The organism is Streptomyces sp. NPDC050842 (assembly GCF_044456565.1).
GTDB lineage: Bacteria > Actinomycetota > Actinomycetes > Streptomycetales > Streptomycetaceae > Streptomyces.
Genome location: NZ_JBITGA010000004.1, coordinates 556,183 through 577,238, shown reverse-complemented (window position 1 = coordinate 577,238; position 21,056 = coordinate 556,183). Strand labels below are relative to the sequence as shown.

Sequence of the window (21,056 nt, the reverse complement as noted above, 5' to 3'; positions counted from 1 at the left end):
GTCGCGGACCGCGCGGGAGGCCATGGTGAGCGCCTGGTGACGGCCGGGCCGGGCCGCACTGTCAGTCGGTCGCGTTAGCCTCTTTGAGGTGACCGCACACCTCACCGACCCCGAGCAGCTCAAGGAGCTCCTCGGCATCCCGTTCACCCCGGAGCAGACGGCCTGCATCACCGCGCCGCTCGCCCCGCAGGTCGTCGTGGCCGGAGCCGGCTCCGGCAAGACGACGGTGATGGCCGCCCGCGTGGTCTGGCTGGTCGGCACGGGGCAGGTCGCCCCCGAGCAGGTCCTCGGGCTCACCTTCACCAACAAGGCCGCGGGCGAACTCGCCGAGCGCGTCCGCACCGCCCTCGTCCGCGCCGGGGTCACCGACCCCGACGTCATCGACCCGGACGAGCCCCCCGGCGAGCCCCGCATCTCCACGTACCACGCCTTCGCCGGGCAGCTCCTCACCGATCACGGCCTCCGCATCGGCCTGGAGCCCACCGCCCGGCTCCTCGCCGACGCCACCCGCTACCAGCTCGCCGCGCGCGTCCTGCGCGAGGCCCCCGGCCCGTACCCGGCGCTGACCAAGTCCTTCCCGACCCTGATCACCGACCTCCTCGCCCTCGACGGCGAGCTCGCCGAGCACCTCGTACGGCCCCGGGACCTCACGGCGTACGACTCCGAGCTCCTCACCGCCCTCGCCGGCGCCAAGCTGAGCAACGCCGAGCTGCGCAAGATCCCCGAGGCCACGGCCGCCCGCCGCGAGCTCCTCGACCTCGTCGTCCGCTACCGCGCCGCGAAGCGCTCCCGCGACCTGCTCGACTTCGGCGACCAGATCGCCCTCTCCGCCGAGCTCGCCACCACCCGCCCCGAGGTCGGGGGCCTGCTGCGCGAGGAGTTCCGGGTCGTCCTCCTCGACGAGTACCAGGACACCTCCGTCGCCCAGCGGCTGCTGCTCTCCGGCCTCTTCGGCCAGGGCACCGGACACGCGGTGACCGCCGTCGGCGACCCCTGCCAGGCCATCTACGGCTGGCGCGGCGCCTCCGTCGCCAACCTGGACGACTTCCCCGAGCACTTCCCGGGCGCCGACGGCAGCCCCGCGAGCCGCTACTCCCTCTCCGAGAACCGGCGCAGCGGCGGCCGTCTCCTCGACCTCGCCAACCGACTCGCCGCCCCCCTGCGAGCCATGCACGCGGGCGTCGAGGCGCTGCGCCCCGCGCCGGGCGCGGAGCAGGACGGCAGCGTCCGCATCGCCCTGCTGCCCACCCACGCCGAGGAGATCGACTGGCTCGCCGACTCCCTCGCCCACCTCGTCCGCACCGGCCGCGAGCCCGGCGAGATCGCCGTCCTGTGCCGGACCGCCACCGACTTCCCCGCGATCCACGCCGCCCTCGTCGCCCGTGACGTGCCCGTCGAGGTCGTCGGCCTCTCCGGCCTCCTCCACCTGCCCGAGATCGCGGACCTGGTCGCCGTCTGTGAAGTCCTCCAGGACCCGGGGGCCAACGCCTCCCTCGTCCGCCTCCTCACCGGCCCCCGGTGGCGGATCGGCCCCCGCGACCTGGCCCTCCTCGGCCGCCGCGCCCGCCTCCTCGTCCACCGGGGCGGCGACGACCCCGACCCCGAGCAGCGGCTCGCCGCCGCCGTCGAGGGCGTCGACCCGGCGGAGGTGATCTCGCTCGCCGACGCGCTCGACACCTTCCTCGACTCCGGCGGCGCCGCCGACGACGGCCTGCCCTTCTCCACCGAGGCCAGGGTCCGCTTCGCGCGCCTCGCCGCCGAGCTGCGCTCCCTGCGCACCTCGCTCGCCGACCCGCTCATGGACGTGCTGCACCGGATCCTCGGCACGACCGGCCTGGAGGTCGAGCTCTCGGCCTCCCCGCACGCGCTGGCCGCCCGCCGCCGCGAGACCCTCTCGAACTTCCTGGACATCGCCGCGGGGTTCGCCTCCCTCGACGGCGAGGCGAGCCTGCTCGCCTTCCTCGGCTTCCTGCGCACGGCCGTCCAGTTCGAGAAGGGCCTCGACAACGCCCTCCCGGGCGGCGAGAACACGGTGAAGGTCCTCACCGCCCACAAGTCCAAGGGCCTGGAGTGGGACGTCGTCGCCGTCCCCGGCCTGGTCGCCGGAGCGTTCCCGAGCGCCCGCGCCCGCGAGGCGTGGACGTCCCAGCCCCAGGTGCTCCCACACGCCCTGCGCGGCGACGCGGACACGCTGCCGGGCATCCACACCTGGGACGCGAAGTCCCTCACGTCGTTCAAGAACGCCATGCGCGACCACCAGCACACGGAAGAGCTCCGCCTCGGCTACGTCACCTTCACGCGCCCCCGCTCCCTCCTCCTCGGCTCGGCCCACTGGTGGGGCCCGTCCCAGAAGAAGCCCCGAGGCCCCTCGGACTTCCTCCAGGCCCTCTACGACCACTGCGAGGCCGGCCACGGCGACATCGAGTCCTGGGCGGAAACCCCGGAGGAAGACGCGGAGAACCCGTCCCTGACGGAGAACACGAAGGACGAGGCCTGGCCCCTCCCGCTGGACGCGGAGGCGCTGACGAGGCGCCGCGCCGCGGCGGAGGCCGTGACCGCCCGGTTGCGGGCATACGTTCCGCAGGGGCTGGGGGTCCCCCCTCTGGGGGAGGGTGGGCACCACCCCCCGAGCGCAGCGCCCGACCTCCCGGACCCGCACCCCGAGGACCTCTGGCCCGACGACGAGGAACCCGTCTGGGACGAAGAGACCCTCCCGGAGGACACCCACGCGGACGCGGTGCCGGCACCGCGGGACCCGGAAGCGACGGTCCCGGAGCGCACCCTCACCCCGGAGGAGCTCCGCACCATCGCCTCCTGGGACCGCGACCTCACCGCCCTCACCACAGAACTCCGCCGCGCCCGCGCCACCACGCGCGACGTCCTCCTCCCTCCGTACCTCTCCGCCTCCCAGGTGCTCCGCCTCGCCGCCGACCCCGACGGCTTCGCCCAGGACCTGGCCCGCCCCATGCCCAAGCCGCCGCAGCCCGCGGCCCGCCGGGGCACCCGGTTCCACGCGTGGGTGGAGTCCCGCTTCGAGGAGCTGCCGCTGCCGTTCCTCGGCCCCGAGGACCTGCCCGGCGGCGAGGACTTCGCGGGGGAGCCCGAGATCCTCGACGAGCGGGACCTCGACGACCTCAAGGAGGCCTTCGCCCGCACGCCGTACGCCCACCGCTCCCCGTACCGCGTCGAGGTCCCCGTCCACCTCACCCTCGCGGGCCGGGTCGTCCGGGGCCGGATCGACGCCGTCTACCGGGACAAGGACACCGGCGCGTACGAGATCGTCGACTGGAAGACCAGCCACCACCGCACCGCCGACCCCCTCCAGCTCGCGATCTACCGGCTCGCCTGGGCCGAGCAGCACGGCCTCGCGCCCGACGACGTCACGGCCGCCTTCGTCTACGTCCGTACGGGCGAGGTCGCCCGCCCCGCGCGCCTGCCCGGCCGGGCCGAGCTGGAGGCCATCCTGCTGGGCGGGGCACCCTCCGGCGCCGGATAGGCTCGGAGGCATGAGCGAGACCCCGGACAGCGCCGTCCACGCCGTGCGTACGTACATCGAGCAGCACCGCGCCGCCTTCCTCGGCGACCTGGCCGAGTGGCTGCGCATCCCCTCCGTGTCGGCGCAGCCGGACCACGCCGGGGACGTCCGGCGCAGCGCCGAATGGCTCGCCGCGAAGCTCACGGAGACCGGCTTCGCCACGGTCGAGGTGTGGGAGACGGACGGCGCCCCGGCGGTCTTCGCCGAGTGGCCCTCCGGGGACCCGGACGCACCGACGGTCCTCGTCTACGGCCACCACGACGTGCAGCCCGCGGCCCGCGAGGACGGCTGGCACACGGAGCCCTTCGAGCCGACCGTGATCGACGGCCGGATGTACGCGCGGGGCGCCGCAGACGACAAGGGCCAGGTGTTCTTCCACACACTCGGGGTCCGCGCCCACCTCGCCGTCACCGGCCGCACCGCCCCCGCCGTCAACCTGAAGCTGATCGTGGAGGGCGAGGAGGAGTCGGGCTCGCCGCACTTCCGCGAGCTCGTCGAGACCCACGCCGAGCGGCTCGCCGCCGACGCCGTGATCGTCTCCGACACCGGCATGTGGTCCGAGACGACCCCCACCGTGTGCACCGGGATGCGCGGGGTCGCCGACTGCGAGATCGAGCTGTACGGCCCCGACCAGGACATCCACTCCGGCTCCTTCGGCGGCGCCGTGCCGAACCCGGCCACCGTCGCCGGCCGGATCGTCGCCGCCCTGCACGACGAGACCGAGCGCGTCGCGATCCCCGGGTTCTACGAGGGCGTCACCGAGCTCTCCGACGCCGAGCGCGCCCTCGTCGCCGAGCTCCCCTTCGACGAGGCGGCCTGGCTGCGTACGGCCAAGTCCCACGGCACGCTCGGCGAGGCCGGCTTCTCCACCCTGGAGCGGGTCTGGGCCCGCCCCACCGCAGAGGTCAACGGCATCGGCGGCGGCTACCAGGGCCCCGGAGGCAAGACGATCGTCCCCGCGTCCGCCCAGCTCAAGCTGTCGTTCCGGCTCGTCGCCGGCCAGGATCCGGCCAAGATCGAGCTCGCCGTGCGGGACTGGCTCGCCGGGCTCGTCCCCGCCGGCATCCGGTACGAGATCGTCTTCGGCGCCCCGACCCGCCCCTGCCTCACCCCTCTCGACCACCCCGCCCTCAAGGCGGTGGCCCGGGCCATGAGCAGGGCCTTCGACGGCGCCAAGGTCCGCTACACCCGCGAGGGCGGTTCCGGGCCGGCCGCCGACCTCCAGGACGTCCTGGAGGCGCCCGTGCTGTTCCTGGGCATCTCCGTCCCGTCCGACGGCTGGCACGCCCCGAACGAGAAGATCGAACTCGATCTCCTCATGAAGGGCGTCGAGACCACGGCTCACCTGTGGGGCGACCTGCCCGCCGCCCTCGACAGCGCCGCGCGCCCAGGGCCTGTCCGGCGGATCACGGCCGGGTCCGCGACGTCTGGCACGGCACCTCGCCGCGTTGCCGAAACGCCCCAATAGCTCCGCTATCGAGGCGCTCCGGCGCCTTGCGATGCACCGCACCAGACGCCGCGGCCTATCCGACCCTGATCCGCCGGACAGGCCCTGGCCCACACACCGATCCGGGGGAGTTGGAAGCACCTGTGAGCGACTTGAAGCACGCGTCAACGGACCGGCCGGACCGTCCGATCTCGCTGACCGCACCGAGCGGCATCGACCGGGCTGCTCACCACCGCCTCGACGAGGCGTGGCTGGCGGCCGCCTGGAGCCACCCCACGACCCGTGTCTTCGTGGTCTCCGGGGGCCAGGTGCTGATCGACGACCGGCCCGACGGCACCACCGAGCTCGTCATGACCCCGGCGTTCGAGGCGCCCGTCACCGAGACCCACCGCTACTTCCTGGGCACGGACGCCGAGGGCGTCTCCTATTTCGCGCTCCAGAAGGACTCCCTGCCCGGCCGCATGGACCAGTCCGCCCGGCCGGCGGGGCTGCGCGAGGCGGGCCTGCTGCTCTCGGACCGCGACGCGGCACTCATGGTGCACGCCGTGGCCCTGGAGAACTGGCAGCGCCTCCACCGCTTCTGCTCGCGCTGCGGCGACCGCACCGTCATCGCCGCCGCCGGGCACATCCGGCGCTGCCAGGCCTGCGGCGCCGAGCACTACCCGCGTACCGACCCGGCGGTCATCATGCTGGTCACGGACGACCAGGACCGGGCCCTGCTGGGCCGCCAGGTCCACTGGCCGGAGGGCCGCTTCTCGACCCTCGCGGGCTTCGTCGAGCCCGGCGAGTCCATCGAGCAGTCGGTGGCCCGCGAGGTCTTCGAGGAGGCCGGTGTCACGGTCGGCGAGGTCGAGTACGTCGCCAGCCAGCCCTGGCCATTCCCGTCCAGCCTCATGCTGGGCTTCTTCGCCCGCGCCACCTCCTCGGAGATAGACGTGGACGGCGAGGAGATCCACGAGGCCCGCTGGTTCTCCCGCGAGGACCTCGCGGCCGGCTTCGAGTCCGGCGAGGTGCTGCCCCCGTACGGCATCTCGATCGCCTCCCGCCTGATCGAGCGCTGGTACGGCAAGCCGCTCCCGAAGCCGGGCGACGTGGTCTGAGAAGGACGTCGTCCGAGAAACACGGAACCCCGACCGGAGGACTTCCGGTCGGGGTTCGTGAGTCGCGGGGTCGTGGGTCGCGGGCTCGTGGGCCGCGGGGTCAGGCGCCGAGCGCCTGCTTCACCTGCGCGAGGCTCGGGTTCGTCATGACGACCTCGTCGCCGCCGGCGACGGGAACGATGCGGACGGTCGGAACGGTCTGGTTGCCGCCGTTGGCCTTCTCGACGTACGCCGCCGACTCCGGGTCCTGCTCGATGTTGATCTCCGAGTACGCGATGCCCTCGCGGTCCATCTGGCTCTTCAGCCGACGGCAGTAGCCGCACCACGTGGTGCTGTACATCGTCACAGTGCCCTGCATGGCCTGGCGCTCCTCTTGTTCGCTGACGGGTGCCGAGAAGAAGAACGTACGCCCCGGCCCTCCCATTCCCGGCATTCGTATGACCGGCGCCTCCCGCCTGTGGACAAGCCGCCGCACCGAGCTCGCCGGACCTGGCAGCATGGACAGGTGACAGCAGCAACGCACTCCACTCTCTTCCCGCAGGTCCCGGAGACGGCCGACGCGGTGCTCGACGGGCTCGACCCCGAGCAGCGCGAGGTCGCACGGGCCCTGAGCGGCCCGGTGTGCGTGCTGGCGGGAGCCGGCACGGGCAAGACGCGCGCCATCACCCACCGGATCGCGTACGGAGTGCGGGCGGGGATACTCCAGCCCGCCAGTGTGCTGGCCGTCACGTTCACCAACCGCGCCGCCGGCGAGATGCGCGGCCGGCTCCGGGAGCTCGGGGCGGGCGGAGTCCAGGCCCGGACGTTCCACTCCGCGGCCCTCCGCCAGCTCCAGTTCTTCTGGCCGAAAGCCGTCGGCGGCGACATGCCCCGGCTCCTGGACCGGAAGATCCAGCTCGTCGCCGACGCCGCGGCCCGCTGCCGCATCCGGCTCGACCGGAACGAGCTGCGCGACGTCACGGGCGAGATCGAATGGGCCAAGGTCACCCAGACGGTCCCCGCCGACTATCCGGCCGCGGTCGCCAAGTCCGTCAGGGACGCCCCGCGCGACCCGGCCGAGATCAGCCAGATCTACGCGCTGTACGAGCAGCTCAAGCGCGACCGCTCGGTGATCGACTTCGAGGACGTGCTGCTGCTCACCGTCGGCATCCTCCAGGACCGGCACGACATCGCGGAGCAGATCCGCCGCCAGTACCAGCACTTCGTCGTGGACGAGTACCAGGACGTCTCCCCGCTCCAGCAGCGGCTGCTCGACCTGTGGCTCGGCGACCGCGACAACCTCTGCGTGGTCGGCGACGCCAGCCAGACCATCTACTCGTTCACCGGCGCCACCCCCGACCACCTGCTGAACTTCCGCAACCGTCACCCGAACGCCACGGTGGTCAAGCTCGTCCGCGACTACCGCTCCACCCCGCAGGTCGTCCACCTCGCCAACGGGCTGCTGAGCCAGGCCCGCGGCCGGGCAGCCGAGCACCGCCTGGAGCTGATCTCCCAGCGCGACCCGGGCCCCGAGCCCGCCTACACGGAGTACGCCGACGAACCGGCCGAGGCCGAGGGCACCGCCCGCCGCATCCGGGACCTCATCGCCGCCGGCGTCCCGGCCGGCGAGATCGCCGTCCTCTACCGGATCAACGCCCAGTCCGAGGTCTACGAGCAGGCCCTCGCCGACGCCGGAGTGCCCTACCAGCTCCGCGGCGCCGAGCGCTTCTTCGAGCGCCAGGAGGTACGGGAAGCGGGCATCGCCCTGCGCGGCGCGGCCCGCGCCGGCGGCAACGACTCCCTCCTCGACGACGCCGAGGACCTGCCCTCGCAGGTCAGGGCCGTCCTCTCCACCAAGGGCTGGACCACCAAGCCGCCGTCCGGCTCCGGCGCGGTCCGCGACCGCTGGGAGTCGCTCGCCGCCCTCGTCCGGCTCGCCGAGGACTTCGCCCGCGCCAAGTCCGGCGCCACCCTCTCCGACCTGGTCGCCGAGCTCGACGAGCGGGCCGCCGCCCAGCACGCGCCGACCGTCCAGGGCGTCACCCTCGCCTCGCTGCACGCGGCCAAGGGCCTCGAATGGGACGCGGTGTTCCTGGTCGGCCTCACCGAGGGCATGATGCCCATCACGTACGCCAAGACCGACGAGCAGGTCGAGGAGGAGCGCCGCCTGCTGTACGTCGGCGTCACCCGGGCCCGCCTCCACCTCTCGCTCTCCTGGGCGCTGTCCCGCGCCCCGGGCGGCCGCGCCTCCCGGCGCCCCACCCGCTTCCTCAAGGGGCTGCGACCCGGCTCCGGCTCCCTCGGCTCCGGCACCGTCGCCAGGGCCGGAGGCATCGAGCGGGGCCTCACCGGCGGCCGGCGCAAGCCGCGCGGCCCCGTCCTGTGCCGGGTCTGCGGGGCGACGCTCACCGAGGCGGGCGCGATGAAGCTCATGCGCTGCGAGGACTGCCCCTCGGACATGGACGAGGGGCTCTACGAGCGGCTCCGCGACTGGCGCGCCGAGCAGGCGAAGGAGCTGGCCCAGCCCGCCTACTGCGTCTTCACCGACAAGACGCTCATGGCCATCGCCGAGCGCGTCCCGACCACCGACGGCGAGCTCTCCTCGATCTCCGGCGTCGGCGTCCGCAAGCTCGACCGCTTCGGAGCCGACGTCCTGGCCATCTGCGCAGGTGGGGAGGGAAGGACGGGGGAGGACGAAGTCTCGTGAAAACTCGTCGCGAAAATAGTTTGCGCCTGCCCCGTCAAGCGCCATAGGTTCTTAACCACGGACACGGTGGCTTCTTAGAAGCCCTGTCTTCGTGCTGTACTTGTCCAAATACATATGAGGGTCAGGGCTCGCGCCCGAACCCCTCCGAGACGCCGAGAGGAGGCGATTACCCGTGATCAGCATCATCAAGCCCAGCACCGCCGGCTTCGTCAGCACCGCCAAAATGACCGATCGCGCGATCGTCTCCGCCTGCTCGCTCGGCCTCTCCGGCGCTGCGTTCCTTGGCAGCGGTCTGCCCGTCACCGGTCTGTCCGGTCTCGGCGTGGCCGCCATCGAGCGCAATGAGCGACCGACCAAGGCACTGGAAGCAGGAGCAGCGGGCAAGGCCACGGCCTATGCCTTCGCCGCGACCGGTGCCGGAATCCAGCAGCGGCAGACGACGACGCACCACCACATGATGTGGGCCTTCCGTGGGCTCGAACCCTGGAGTGATCCAGTCTGATCCATGATCAGACCGGCGCCTTCAGGGCCGCGGAACCCCACCCGGGATCCGCGGCCCTTCTGTTTGTCCCCGAACGGGGATGACGGAGCGAAGGGGCCTCGGGCAGAACCACCCGGTACCAGCCGAAACCCCGGCCCAACAGGCCGGAACGACCAGACGAGGAAAGACCACCGTGCAACTCGAAGCGCACGCCCCGTCCGTACCGCCTTCCGACTCGATCACCCTGCCCGGTTCCACGGAGGACCCCACCTTGACCCCCCTCACCGCGCTCACCGCGCTCGACGACGCCATCGAGAACCTCGGCGTCCCCGTTCCCTGTCGCGCCTACGACCCCGAGGTCTTCTTCGCGGAGTCCCCCGCCGACGTCGAGTACGCGAAGTCCCTCTGCCGGACCTGCCCGCTCATGGCTGCCTGCCTCGCCGGCGCCCAGGAGCGCCGCGAGCCCTGGGGCGTCTGGGGCGGCGAGCTCTTCGTCCAGGGCGTGGTCGTCGCCCGGAAGCGGCCCCGTGGCCGTCCGCGCAAGAACCCGGTCGCGGCATGAGCGCCACCGGAACCATCGACCATCCCTTCACGCACGATCCCCAGAAGCAGGCCCCGATGATCTCCTCCGCCATCGAGCCCATCGGCTCCGCGACCCCCGACTTCTCCACCACCGCCGCGCACACCGCGCGTCAGAACAGGATCCGCGAAATGCAACTCATCCCAGAAGCCTTGGCTCGTGCCCATATGCACGAGCGGCAGCGTGAGGCCGAGGCGGAACGCCAGGCCGTGCGCCTGGTCGCCGCCCGGCGCATGCAGCGCCGCGCCGAGCGCGTCTCGCTGCGCGCCCGCCGCGCGCTGGCCATGGCCGTCATGAACTAAGGGGTTTCCACCCCGCGCCCTCAGGGGCGCGCCCGCGGGGGCCGGTCCGAACGGACCGGCCCCCGCGGTGCGTTGCCCGGGCCGAGGCGCCTCCGCCGGGCTATCGTCACGAGGGTGAACGACGCCCGTACCCCCGAGGCACCCCTCGCCTGCGCGCGCTGCGGCAAGACCACCGACACCCTCCCGCTGACCTGGACGTGTTCGGTGGAGAACGGCCGGCGCGAGTACTTCTGCGAGGACTGCGCCCGCGCCAACATCCGCGCCATCGAAGGCCGGCTCGACTCCGCCTGGTGGTGACCGGCCCTCGCGGCGGCGGAACTCAGTCGCCGTCCGGCGCGACGAAGCCGGGCAGCCACTCCTCCAGCTCGTCCCGTAGCCGTACCGTCGCGTTGAGCTGGCACAGCACCCCGATGGTGCTCAACGTCACACGGTGTATCAACAGGTACGAGGGCGGCAGGTTGAGCTGCTTGCCCAGCTGGTGGGCGGGGGAGCGGGGGTCGGCGATCCGGGCGGCCTGCGCGCGGAGCCAGCCGCGGGTGAACAGAAACGTCTCCGCCTCGGCCGGCTCGATGATCGGGAGCAGATACTCGAGGACCGCGTCCGGATCGAGGGCGACGGAATCCTTGACGAACCCTTCCGTGCGGAGCAGTTCGTAGACGGTCTCGGCCTCACCGGCGAGCGTCATCCGCAGACACACGCCGATCGTCTCCGGCAGTCCGCCCGGGAGCCGGTCCACGGTGCCGAAGTCGAGGACGCCGAGACGCCAGCTCGCCGGATCCTCGTCCCCCTCGGCGCCCGGCAGCAGCCGGAAGTTCCCCGGGTGCGGGTCGGCGTGGAGCAGGCCGGTGCGCGCGGGACCGGAGAAGAGGAAGCGGGCCAGCAGCTGCCCCGCGCGGTCCCGCTGGGCCTCCGTGCCGTCCGCGATCACCTCCGAGAGCGGGATCCCGTCCATCCACTCGGTCACGAGGACCTGCTCCGACTGGTGCACCACCGCCGGTACGACCACGTCGGGATCGTCTGCGAACACCTCCGCGTGCTCGCGCTGGGAGGTCGCCTCCAGGGCGTAGTCCAGCTCCTCGGAGACCCGGTCCCGCATCTCGGTGATCAGCGGCTTGATGTCCATCCCCGGCACGAGCGGCCCGAGGAGCCGGGCGAAGCGGCTCAGCTGGGTCAGGTCCGAGAGCAGTGCCTCCCCGGCGCCCGGGTACTGCACCTTCACCGCGACCTCGCGGCCGTCGTGCCAGACCGCCCGGTGCACCTGCCCGATCGAGGCGGCCGCCGCCGGCTTGTCCTCGAACTCCAGGAACAGCTCACGCCAGTTCTCCCCGAGCCGCTCGTCGAGGACCGCGTGGACGGTGGACGTCGGCATCGGCGGCGCCGCGTCCTGAAGCTTCGTCAGCGCCGCCCGGTACGGTCCGGCGACCTCCTCCGGGAGGGCCGACTCGAAGACGGACAGCGCCTGACCCAGTTTCATGGCCCCGCCCTTCAGCTCGCCGAGCACCTTGAACAGCTGCTCGGCGGTGCGCTGCTGGAGCTCGCGGGCGACCAGCTCGGCGGACTTGCCGCCGATCCGTTTGCCCAGGCCCCATGTGGCCCGCCCGGCGAAGCCGAGTGGCAACGCGGCCAACTTGACGGTCCGGGTGACCGCCTTCCGGGGAAGATCAGACATGCGCCCCTCCAAATCCCAGACTGCCGTGTCGCGCAGGGCCGTTACCCCGCCATTGTGTCCTGCGCGCTTCCGGCTGCCGAGGCGCGCTCCCCTTCTAGGGCGCGCGCCGCCCCGCACGGGCAGCCAGGGTGCGGCCGCAGACGCTCCGTTCGCCACCCCAACAGCGGCAGGGACACCTCCCAGCGGGCGCCCGTACTGGCCGGCAGGTCCCCGTCCAGGAACGCGAGCGCGTGCGCGGCGGCGAGCCCCGCCACGGCCGTCGCCAGCGCCAGGTCGCAGGCGGGCAGCGGATGCGGGGCGCCCGAGCGCCACTGGGCGAGAAGCCGGGGCCGGACGGGCTCCCGGTCCGTCAGCTCCTCCTGGAGACAGCGGGCGCAGGCCGTCCCACCCGGCAGGACGAGCGGCCCGACCGTCCCCGTCGCCTCCAGCACTCCCGCGTACAGGTGGGGTGTGCCGGTCGTGACCCACGGTCCGGCCGGCAGCGGGTCGGGGACGTACGCGCCGAGACCGTCGCGCGGTGTCACCACGACGAGTGAAAGCCCGGGCGTGCCCCGGCCGTCACCCGGCGGGGACGCTCCGGCTCTGCCGGCACCGCCCCGCGCCCAGCGGCTCACCAGACGCCGGGCCGCCGTCGCCCGGCGCTCGCCGACGGCCTCGGCCGGCAGCCCGCCCGGGGCGGTCTCCCACGGCTCGACCCGGCCGGAGTCCAGCACGTCGACCGTGCCCACGCCCGCCGCTGACAGCAGGGCCGCCACCATCGACCCGACCCGCCCCGCCCCGCGGACCTGGACGCGCTGCGCCCGCCGGGCGGTCAATGTCCGCACCGCCCGGTCGGGCTCGCGGTGGACGACGGAGAGCGAGGCCAGGTCGGCGCGGAGCGGATCGAGTGCCGTGTCCACCGGGCCGGCGCCCGGACCCGCCTTCCCCGGCCGCCCGTTCGAGGCGTCCGCGAGGAGCCCGGCCGCCGCCAGCCGGCCGAGGAGCGCCTCCAGATGTCCGTCCGGCAGACCGCGTGCCCGCGCCTCGGCCCGCAGCAGCTCCGTCCCCCGGGTGCCGTCGAGCAGCGCGAGGAGCTCGCCGGTGCCCGTGTCGACCGGACTCAGCACCACCGCGTGCGCGCGGGCGATCCCGAACTGGACACACTGGAGACTCCGCCAGGCGCGACGCAGCGCCGGTTTCACCATCGGATGCATTTCCCCGCCCCCGCCCAAGACCGCATTCAAGATCGACAACGGCTCTTCCGTCGTCATGAAGCGAGAATGCCCCGCCGCCGCGAAGGCCGCCGAAAGTTGTCCACAGGCCAGGGGGATTAGTCATTCGAATGGTGCGCGGTGGGGTCGGATCCTTCCCGAAACGACTCCGGAGGGAGGACTTCCCCCACCGTCAGCGGGTAACGTCGGGGCCGTGCCCGCCGACCCACAGCGCAGCGTGACCAGCAAGCCGCCCCGCGGCTCGGGGACGAGTGCGGTCGAGGTCCGCAGAAGCGCCCGGCGCAGCAGAACCGTCTCCGCCTACCGCGAGGGCGACCGGACCATCGTGCTCATCCCCGCCCGCATGTCGGAGGCGGAGGAGCAGCGCTGGGTCACCGTCATGCTGGACAAGCTCGCCGCCCAGGAGAGCCGGAGCGTCCTCGGCGACCGCGAGCTCACCGAGCGGGCCCTGCGCCTGTCCGACCAGTACTTCGGCGGCCGGGCGCGCCCCGGCTCCGTCCGCTGGGTCACCAACCAGAACACCCGCTGGGGCTCCTGCACCCCTTCCGAGGGAAGCATCCGGCTCTCCCACCGGCTCCAGGGCATGCCCGAGTACGTCGTCGACTACGTCCTCCTGCACGAGCTGGCCCATCTGCTCGTCCCTGGCCACGGCCCCAGGTTCTGGCGGCTCCTGGAGGCGTACCCGCGCACCGAGCGGGCCCGCGGCTACCTGGAGGGCGTGGTCGCCGCCGATCGGCTCCCGCACCTCCCGGGCGCTCGCGAGGAGTGACAAGGCCGATACCGGCAGCGCGCGTGTTTCCCGATTCCGTACCGAAAACGACCTGCCCTGTCTCAATGTCGCACTCAGCGGTTAGCCTGGCGCGAGCATTCGCCATTCGGGATGGGGGACGGTCGTTACGCATGGCCAGGGAATTCCAACGCGGCCACAAGGCCAAGATCAGCGATCTGACCGCGGGAACCGATCTGTACGTGGGTGTGCAGATCGCGGCGCCCGGACTCAGCTTCGACATCAGCTGCTTCGGACTCGACGCGGACGAGCGGCTCTCGGACGACCGCTACTTCGTCTTCTTCAACCAGCCGAAGTCGCCTGAGGAGTCCATCCAGCTGCTCGGGGCCCAGTCCGGTGACACCGAGTCCTTCCGCGTCACCCTCGACCGCATCCCCGCGAACATCCACAAGCTGTCGTTCACCGCGACGATCGACGGCGCCGGCCAGATGTCCCAGGTCGGCCCCGGCCACCTGCGGATCGTGGCCGGCGGCGAGGAAGTCGCCCGGTACGCCTTCACGGGCGCGGAGTTCTCCACCGAGCGCGCGGTGATGCTCGGCGACTTCTACCTCAAGGACGTCTGGCGGTTCGCCGCCGTCGGCCAGGGCTTCGACGGAGGCCTGGACGCGCTCCTGCGGAACTTCGGCGGCGAGGTCGCCGAGGAGGAGCCCGCGGCGCCGCAGGCCCAGGCCCCGGCACCCGGCTTCGCCCCGCCGCAGCAGGCGGCGGCGCCCCCGGCCTTCGGCGCGCCCGCACCGGCCGCGCCCCAGCCGCCCGCCCCGGCGCCCGCGTTCGGCGCCCCGCCGGCCCCGCCCGCGCCCGTCGCGCCCGCGCAGCCGGTCCACACGGCGCCCACGATGGTGGCGCCGATGGCTCCCGCACAGGTCCCGCCGCCCGCGCCGGCCCCCGCCCCGTACGGACAGCCGCCGCAGCCGCCGCAGTACGGCCAGGTCCCGGGCCAGGCCCCGGGGCAGTACCCCGGCCAGATCCCGGGTCAGGCTCCCGGCCAGTACCCGGGCCAGGGCCAGCCGCCGCAGCAGCCTCCCTACGGGCAGCCGGCCCCCGGCCCGTACGGCCAGCAGCCGCAGTTCGGGCAGCAGCCCGCGGGCGTCCCGCAGGGCGTCCCGGCCACCGGCGCGGGCCTCGCCGCCGCGCTCGCGCCGTTCAAGGAGACCGCCACCGGCGTCCGGTGGACCCCGCAGAACCAGCAGCTCATGCGGGTCGACCTCGCCATGGGCGGCACGCCCGTCCTCGCCCGGCAGGGCTCCATGGTCATGTACCAGGGCAAGGTCGACTTCTCCCACAAGGGCGCGGGCTTCGCCGGCCGGATCGTCGGCAACGCCACCGGCCAGGAGATGCAGCTGATGCGGTGCTCCGGCCGCGGCCAGGTCTTCCTCGCCGAGGAAGGCGCCCATCTGCACCCGATCGAGCTCCAGGGCGACGGCATCTGCGTCTCCGCGGAGAACGTCCTCGCGTTCGACGAGTCCCTCCAGTACGAGGTCCGCCGCATCGAGGGGCACGGCATCCCCGGCGGAGCCCTGTTCACCATGCAGTTCCAGGGAACCGGCACCGTCGTCGTGAAGACCCACGGCATCCCCGTGGTCCTGCCCGTCACGCCGACCACCTTCGCCGACTGCAACGCCGTCGTGGCCTGGTCGTCCGCGTCCCAGGTCATCCTCTCCAGCCAGGTGCGGCTCCGCCGCAACGCCTACCCGGGCCACAGCGGAGAGACCGTGAACCTCCAGTTCCGGGGCGCCCCCGGCAATTTCATCGTCGTCCAGCCCTACGAGGTCTGAGGGAGCCCGAAGTCATGAACCAGCAACTCGCGGGCTACGCCCCGACCCCCGTCGCGGCCCGGATGGAGAACCACGGCCGCGCCATGCTGAAGGTCGCCATGGCCTCCGGCCAGGAGCTGTACGCGCGGACCGGCTCGATGGTCGCCTACGAGGGCTTCATCACCTACGAGCCCAACCCGCCCGCCGTCCGCCAGGTCGCCAAGGAGTGGGCCACGGGCGAGGGCGCGCCGATCATGAAGTGCTCCGGCGACGGACTGCTCTACCTCGCCGACTACGGCGCCGACGTCGTCGTGATCAACCTCCAGAACGACTCCCTGTCCGTCAACGGCACCAACCTGCTCGCCTTCGACGCGCACCTCCAGTGGGGCGTCGAGCGGGTCAAGGGACTCGCCAAGTTCGCCGGCCAGGGCCTGTTCAATGTGGAGATCGCCGGTACGGGCTGGGTCGCGCTCACCTCGCGCGGCACGCCGATCGTCGTCGACTGCGGTCGCGGCGAGGACGAGACGTACGTCGACCCCGACGCGCTCGTCGCCTGGTCGCCGACGCTCAAGGTCAAGGGCAAGCGCAGCTTCAAGGCCTCCTCCCTCATCGGGCGGGGCAGCGGCGAGGCCTTCCAGATGGCCTTCTCGGGCCAGGGCATCGTCGTCGTACAGCCGAGCGAGGACAGCACCGACCGCCTGCGGGTCCGGGGCTGAGGGGGAGCGAGAACACACCATGCAGAGCCCGCTTTTCAACCACGCCGAACAGCAGAGCCAGGAGCGGTACGTCATCCAGAACCCGCAGCTCCTGCGGGTCAGCCTGACCGGGCAGGACGACATCCTCGCTCGTAAGGGCGCCATGGTCGCGTACCAGGGGCTCGTCGACTTCGACGGCGAGTACCAGACCCCGAACCAGCGCCGGGCCCGCGCCCGCACCGGCGAGGGTCTCGACCTGATGCGCTGCTCCGGCCAGGGCACGGTCTACTTCGCCAACCTCGCCCAGAACGTCCACGTCGTGGAGGTCGACCAGGAAGGGCTGACCGTCGACAGCGCCTACGTCCTGGCGCTCGACTCGACGCTGCACACCGAGGTCATCGCCGTCGACAGCCAGTACGGCATCTCCGGCTCCGGCAAGTACCAGCTCAACATCTCCGGCCGCGGCAAGGTCGCCCTGATGACCTCGGGCCAGCCCCTGATGATGCTGGTCACGCCCGAGAAGTACGTGAGCGTCGACGCGGACGCGATCGTCGCCTGGTCGACCGGGCTGCGCGTCCAGATGCAGGCGCAGACGCACAACTCCAGCGTCCGCCGCCGCCGCGGCGACACGGGCGAGGGCTGGGAGCTCAGCTTCCTCGGCCAGGGCTTCGCGCTCGTCCAGCCCAGCGAGGTCATGCCCCCGCAGAACGCGGCCATCGGCCAGGGCATCGCCGCCCAGTTCGGCGCGGGCCAGCAGGGCGCCCACGCGCAGAACCAGAACAACGCCTGGAACTGAGCACGACACATGGGTGAGGGGCGGTCGCCCAGGCGACCGCCCCTCACCCATGTCCGTCACAGACGGGCGAGCGTGCTCTCGACCAGCCGCACCACCGACGTGTCCGCCACACCGGCCGCCTGCTCGTACGGGAACCAGCGAAGGTCCAGCGACTCCTCGCTGATCTCCGCCGCGGCCCCCGCCGGAGCGAGCGCGGCGTACTGCACGTCCAGGTGCCAGTGGCACGGCGCCGGAATCGGATGCCGGTCGAGCCGCACCGGACCGCCCGGCAGCAGCGTCAGGCCCGCGATCCCGGACTCCTCCGTCGCCTCGCGCAGCGCGGCCGCCTCCAGCGTCACGTCACCCGGCTCGCAGTGACCACCCATCTGCAGCCACATGCCCAGCTTCTTGTGCAGCGTCAGCAGCACCTGGCCCCGCGACGGGTCGATCACCAGCGCGCTCCCCGTGAGGTGACCCGCCCCGCACGGCTTGTACATGCCGTCCGGGTGGGCCGCGAGGTGCTCCAGGTAGACGTCCCGCAGCTCCGGCTGGTCCTCGTACGCCTTCAGTACGAGGACCGCGTCATCGTGCAGACTCACGCCTTGTCGTCCCCGTCCTCCGCGTCGCCCCTGCCGGAGTCTCCCTTCCCGGGGTCACCCTTCGCCGCCTCGCCGAGCATCTTGTCCAGCTCCGAGAAGTCGAGGTGCTCGCGGTGGACGAAGCCGTCCGGGTCGTCCAGGTCGGTCGCCGTCGGCAGCATGTCCGGGTGCTCCCACAGACCGTCCCGGCCGTCGACCCCGCGCGCGTCCGTGAGGGACGCCCACAGGCGCGCCGCGTCCCGCAGCCGCCGCGGACGCAGCTCCAGACCGATCAGCGTCGCGAAGGTCTGCTCGGCGGGACCGCCCGAGGCCCGGCGGCGGCGCAGTGTCTCGCGCAGCGCGTCCGCCGAGGTCAGCCGCGACTTGGCGGCCTCGTGGACCACCGCGTCCACCCAGCCCTCGACCAGCGCGAGCGCCGTCTCCAGACGGGCCAGGGCCGCCTTCTGCTCCGGGGTGTCCTCCGGCTGGAACATGCCCTGCTGGAGTGCCTCCTGAAGCTGCTCGGGGTGCGTGGGGTCGAGCTGGCCGACCGCCTCCTCCAGCTTCGAGGTGTCGACCTTGATCCCGCGCGCGTACCCCTCGACCGCGCCGAACAGATGCGCCCGCAGCCACGGCACGTGCGCGAAGAGCCGCTGGTGGGCGGCCTCGCGCAGCGCCAGGTAGAGCCGCACCTCGTCCGAGGGCACGCCCAGGTCCTTGCCGAACGCCTCCACGTTCAGCGGGAGCAGCGCCGCGCGCCCGGCCGGGCCGAGCGGCAGACCGACGTCGGTCGAGCCGACGACCTCACCGGCGAGCGCGCCCACGGCCTGCCCGATCTGCTGGCCGAACATGGCGCCGCCCATCGAGCGCATCATGCCGATCAGCGGGCCGGCCATGGCCTGCATCTCCTCCGGCAGGACGTCGCCCATCGCCGCGCCGACCCGCTCGGCGACCGGGTCCACGAGCTGCTGCCACGCCGGCAGCGTCGCCTCGACCCACTCCGCGCGGCTCCACGCCACCGCCGTGCTCGCGCCCGAGGGCAGCGAGGTCACGCCGTCCAGCCACAGATCGGCCAGGCGCACGGCCTCCTCGACCGCCGCCTTCTCGGCGGGGCCCACACTGGCATCCTTGGTGCCGTCGGCGGTGCCCTGGGCCACGACCTGGCGGGCGATCTGCTTGGCCATGTCCCAGTTCACGGGACCGCCCTCGTAGCTGAGCATCTGCCCGAGCTGCTGGAAGGCCGCGCCCAGATCGTTGGGGTTCAGCGAGCCGAACATCGCCGCGAACGGATTGTCCGCTCCGCTCTGACCGCCCAGCCCGCCCATGCCGGGCAGCCCGCCGAACCCGAACGGGTTCGCCCCGAACGGGTTGCCGCCCTGGCCGCCGGAGCCCTGGCCACCTCCGGCGGGGTCCTTCTTCTTGCCCTCGTCGCCGTTCTCCGGCTCCTCCGGCGGAAGGCCGAATCCGAATGGGGTGTCACTCACAGGTTTCCTCGGCTCGTAGGGCCGCCGGCCTCCTGCCGACGGCGACTGCCCGACCAGGGCCTGAGAACAGGCCCCGCACACCACCAGCGTAGACATCCGGGCCGGAAATGGGCTCGGTGCTCCGCCGGGCCGTGCCCTGCGGCAGGATGGACGCCACCTGGTCCGTACGCGTCATGCGTGTACGTACTGAAGACAACCGCTGGAGACGCCCGGTGAGTTCCCCAGATCCTCAGGTTCGCGGAGCGCGAAACCACTCAACCCGGTCCGCCGCGCGCGGCCCCGTCGTCGCGGTCACCGGCGCCGCCTCCGGCGTGGGTGACCTGCTGACCAGGCGCCTTGCCGCCTCCGACGAGATCAAGCAGGTCGTCGCGATCGACGAGCGTCGCGGCGACGTCGCCGAAGCGCGGTGGCACATCCTCGACGTACGAGATCCGGCCATCGCGGAGAAGCTGCGCGGCGCGGACGTCGTCGTGCACCTCGCCGTCGATCTCGACCTGGAGACCGACCCCGCCGCCCGAACGGCCTACAACGTGCGCGGCACGCAGACCGTCCTGACCGCCGCCGCGGCGGCCGGCGTGCACCGCGTGGTGCTCTGCACCTCCGCGATGGTCTACGGCGCCCTGCCCGACAACGACATCCCGCTCTCCGAGGACGCCGAGCTCAGGGCGACGGCGGAGGCCACCGGCGTCGGCGACATGCTGGAGATCGAGCGCCTCGGCCGCCGTGCTCCCCGCGCGCACCCCGGACTCAACGTCACCGTGGTCCGCCCCGCCGTCCTCGTCGGCGGTACGGACACGGCGCTGACCCGCTACTTCGAGTCGCCCCGGCTGCTCGTCGTCGCCGGCTCCCGCCCCACCTGGCAGTTCTGCCACGTCGAGGACCTGGTGAGCGCGCTGGAGTACGCGGCCCTGGAGAAGGTCGACGGCGAGTTCGCGGTCGGCTGCGAGGGCTGGCTGGAACAGGAGGAGGTCGAGGAGCTCTCCGGGATCCGACGCATGGAGCTCCCCTCGGCCGTCGCCCTCGGCGCCGCGGCCCGCCTCCACCGGATCGGGCTCACCCCGTCCCCGGCGGGCGACCTCGCCTACACCATGCACCCCTGGGTGGTGAGCGTCGGACGGCTGCACGACGCCGGCTGGCGGCCGAAGTGGACCAACGAGGAGGTCCTCACCGCGCTCCTGGAGGAGGTCGAGGGCCGTCACACGGTCGCCGGCCGCCGCCTGGGCCGCAAGGACGCGACGGCGGCGGGCGCGGCCGGCGCGACGGTGGCGCTGCTCGGCACGGCGGCGCTCGTCCGGCAGATGCGGAAGCGGCGCGGGATCTGACCCGCGCCCGGGGCGGGGCCGGACGGGCGGCCTGTAGAACCCTCCTACGGAGGGTTCCGACGACCGGTCGAAACCGCTATTCCGGGATGTCGAGGGCGTACGGCACCATGGGTGCATGGCACGCACCCACGACCACCCTGGCGAGCAGGCCGCCGCCGACCCGATCAAGCTCCTCGCGATCCGGGAGACCCCCCTCTCCGTGGACGAGGTCTTCCGGGCCGTCGGTGACGACGCCTCCGGCGGCACGACGCTCTTCGTCGGCACCGTGCGCAACCACGACGGAGGGGCGGACGTCGACGGGCTCGGCTACTCCTGCCACCCCACCGCCGAGGCGGAGCTGCGCCGCGTCGCGGAGAAGGTCGTCGCCAACTACCCGGTCCGCGCGCTGGCCGCCGTCCACCGCGTCGGCGACCTCCGGATCGGTGACATCGCGGTCGTCGTCGCCGTCTCCTGCCCCCACCGCGGCGAAGCCTTCGAGGCCTGCCGCAAGCTCATCGACGACCTCAAGCACGAGGTCCCGATCTGGAAGCACCAGACCTTCTCGGACGGCACCGAAGAGTGGGTCGGCGCCTGTTGAGGGCCTTCCGTGCACGGCTCGGGACCGCAAGGCGACGCGCCGACAGCGCGTAGCCGAACGCCCGATTTGCGTA

General features: G+C 72.8%; 19 protein-coding genes. 14 read left to right on the top strand and 5 right to left on the bottom strand.

Annotated elements, in window-relative coordinates; translation table 11 throughout:
- The first annotated feature begins 88 nt into the window (after positions 1-88).
- From ACIBG6_RS15715 to nudC, 3 genes are all read left to right on the top strand, one after another.
- Positions 89-3,496, top strand: a complete 3,408-nt coding sequence (locus ACIBG6_RS15715) for a UvrD-helicase domain-containing protein (protein ID WP_399223127.1) — start codon at positions 89-91, stop codon at positions 3,494-3,496.
- Positions 3,497-3,506: 10 nt separating this feature from the next.
- Positions 3,507-5,003, top strand: coding sequence for a dipeptidase (locus tag ACIBG6_RS15710; RefSeq protein WP_399223126.1), 1,497 nt, complete (start codon positions 3,507-3,509; stop codon positions 5,001-5,003).
- A gap of 122 nt (positions 5,004-5,125) precedes the next feature.
- Positions 5,126-6,082 (top strand): NAD(+) diphosphatase, encoded by a 957-nt coding sequence (gene nudC, locus ACIBG6_RS15705; RefSeq protein WP_399223125.1) that lies wholly within the window; start codon positions 5,126-5,128, stop codon positions 6,080-6,082.
- A gap of 100 nt (positions 6,083-6,182) precedes the next feature.
- On the opposite strand, the gene ACIBG6_RS15700 is transcribed toward nudC, so the two are convergent.
- The gene (locus ACIBG6_RS15700) at positions 6,183-6,440 is read right to left on the bottom strand and encodes a mycoredoxin (protein WP_317598921.1); all 258 of its coding nucleotides are present in this window, start codon (positions 6,438-6,440) and stop codon (positions 6,183-6,185) included.
- A gap of 147 nt (positions 6,441-6,587) precedes the next feature.
- Here ACIBG6_RS15700 and ACIBG6_RS15695 point away from each other — a divergent pair, with 147 nt between their 5' ends.
- From ACIBG6_RS15695 to ACIBG6_RS15675, 5 genes are all read left to right on the top strand, one after another.
- Positions 6,588-8,768 (top strand): ATP-dependent DNA helicase UvrD2, encoded by a 2,181-nt coding sequence (locus ACIBG6_RS15695; protein WP_399223124.1) that lies wholly within the window; start codon positions 6,588-6,590, stop codon positions 8,766-8,768.
- 172 nt (positions 8,769-8,940) lie between these two features.
- The gene (locus ACIBG6_RS15690; RefSeq protein WP_399223123.1) at positions 8,941-9,270 is read left to right on the top strand and encodes a hypothetical protein; all 330 of its coding nucleotides are present in this window, start codon (positions 8,941-8,943) and stop codon (positions 9,268-9,270) included.
- Between the two features lie 172 nt (positions 9,271-9,442).
- Entirely contained in the window at positions 9,443-9,811 is a 369-nt protein-coding gene (locus tag ACIBG6_RS15685; RefSeq protein ID WP_399223122.1) for a WhiB family transcriptional regulator, read from the top strand.
- On the top strand, positions 9,808-10,131 hold the full coding sequence (locus ACIBG6_RS15680; protein ID WP_399223121.1) for a hypothetical protein: 324 nt from the start codon (positions 9,808-9,810) through the stop codon (positions 10,129-10,131). The genes ACIBG6_RS15685 and ACIBG6_RS15680 overlap by 4 nt, the downstream gene beginning before the upstream one ends.
- 114 nt (positions 10,132-10,245) lie before the next feature.
- Complete coding sequence (locus ACIBG6_RS15675) at positions 10,246-10,428, top strand: hypothetical protein (RefSeq protein ID WP_024758716.1); 183 nt, start codon at positions 10,246-10,248, stop codon at positions 10,426-10,428.
- Between the two features lie 22 nt (positions 10,429-10,450).
- Here the strand turns inward: ACIBG6_RS15675 and ACIBG6_RS15670 are convergent, their stop codons facing one another.
- Positions 10,451-11,800, bottom strand: coding sequence for an ABC1 kinase family protein (locus ACIBG6_RS15670; protein WP_399223120.1), 1,350 nt, complete (start codon positions 11,798-11,800; stop codon positions 10,451-10,453).
- 41 nt (positions 11,801-11,841) lie between these two features.
- Entirely contained in the window at positions 11,842-12,993 is a 1,152-nt protein-coding gene (locus tag ACIBG6_RS15665) for a TOMM precursor leader peptide-binding protein (RefSeq protein WP_399223119.1), read from the bottom strand.
- Between the two features lie 211 nt (positions 12,994-13,204).
- On the opposite strand from ACIBG6_RS15665, the gene ACIBG6_RS15660 reads away from it, so the two are divergent.
- The 4 genes from ACIBG6_RS15660 to ACIBG6_RS15645 all read left to right on the top strand — a co-directional run bounded on the left by ACIBG6_RS15660 (position 13,205) and on the right by ACIBG6_RS15645 (position 17,043).
- On the top strand, positions 13,205-13,780 hold the full coding sequence (locus tag ACIBG6_RS15660; RefSeq protein WP_399223118.1) for a M48 family metallopeptidase: 576 nt from the start codon (positions 13,205-13,207) through the stop codon (positions 13,778-13,780).
- Between the two features lie 131 nt (positions 13,781-13,911).
- Positions 13,912-15,573: a TerD family protein gene (locus ACIBG6_RS15655; RefSeq protein WP_399223117.1), complete on the top strand. Its 1,662-nt coding sequence runs from the start codon at positions 13,912-13,914 to the stop codon at positions 15,571-15,573.
- 14 nt (positions 15,574-15,587) lie between these two features.
- A complete protein-coding gene (locus tag ACIBG6_RS15650; protein ID WP_399223116.1) occupies positions 15,588-16,268 on the top strand; it encodes an AIM24 family protein in 681 nt (226 codons plus the stop codon).
- A gap of 19 nt (positions 16,269-16,287) precedes the next feature.
- Entirely contained in the window at positions 16,288-17,043 is a 756-nt protein-coding gene (locus tag ACIBG6_RS15645) for an AIM24 family protein (protein WP_399223115.1), read from the top strand.
- Between the two features lie 56 nt (positions 17,044-17,099).
- Here ACIBG6_RS15645 and ACIBG6_RS15640 read toward each other — a convergent pair whose 3' ends face one another.
- Both ACIBG6_RS15640 and ACIBG6_RS15635 read right to left on the bottom strand, forming a co-directional pair.
- Positions 17,100-17,621 carry an NUDIX hydrolase gene (locus tag ACIBG6_RS15640; protein WP_399223114.1) on the bottom strand — a complete coding sequence of 174 codons (522 nt, stop codon included), beginning with the start codon at positions 17,619-17,621 and terminating at the stop codon, positions 17,100-17,102.
- Positions 17,618-19,084 (bottom strand): zinc-dependent metalloprotease, encoded by a 1,467-nt coding sequence (locus ACIBG6_RS15635; protein WP_399223113.1) that lies wholly within the window; start codon positions 19,082-19,084, stop codon positions 17,618-17,620. The genes ACIBG6_RS15640 and ACIBG6_RS15635 overlap by 4 nt, the downstream gene beginning before the upstream one ends.
- A gap of 212 nt (positions 19,085-19,296) precedes the next feature.
- Here ACIBG6_RS15635 and ACIBG6_RS15630 point away from each other — a divergent pair, with 212 nt between their 5' ends.
- Both ACIBG6_RS15630 and ACIBG6_RS15625 read left to right on the top strand, forming a co-directional pair.
- Positions 19,297-20,406 (top strand): SDR family oxidoreductase, encoded by a 1,110-nt coding sequence (locus ACIBG6_RS15630; protein ID WP_399223112.1) that lies wholly within the window; start codon positions 19,297-19,299, stop codon positions 20,404-20,406.
- A 115-nt stretch (positions 20,407-20,521) separates the two neighbouring features.
- Positions 20,522-20,983, top strand: coding sequence for a molybdenum cofactor biosynthesis protein MoaE (locus ACIBG6_RS15625; protein WP_317598947.1), 462 nt, complete (start codon positions 20,522-20,524; stop codon positions 20,981-20,983).
- Positions 20,984-21,056: the final 73 nt, after the last annotated feature.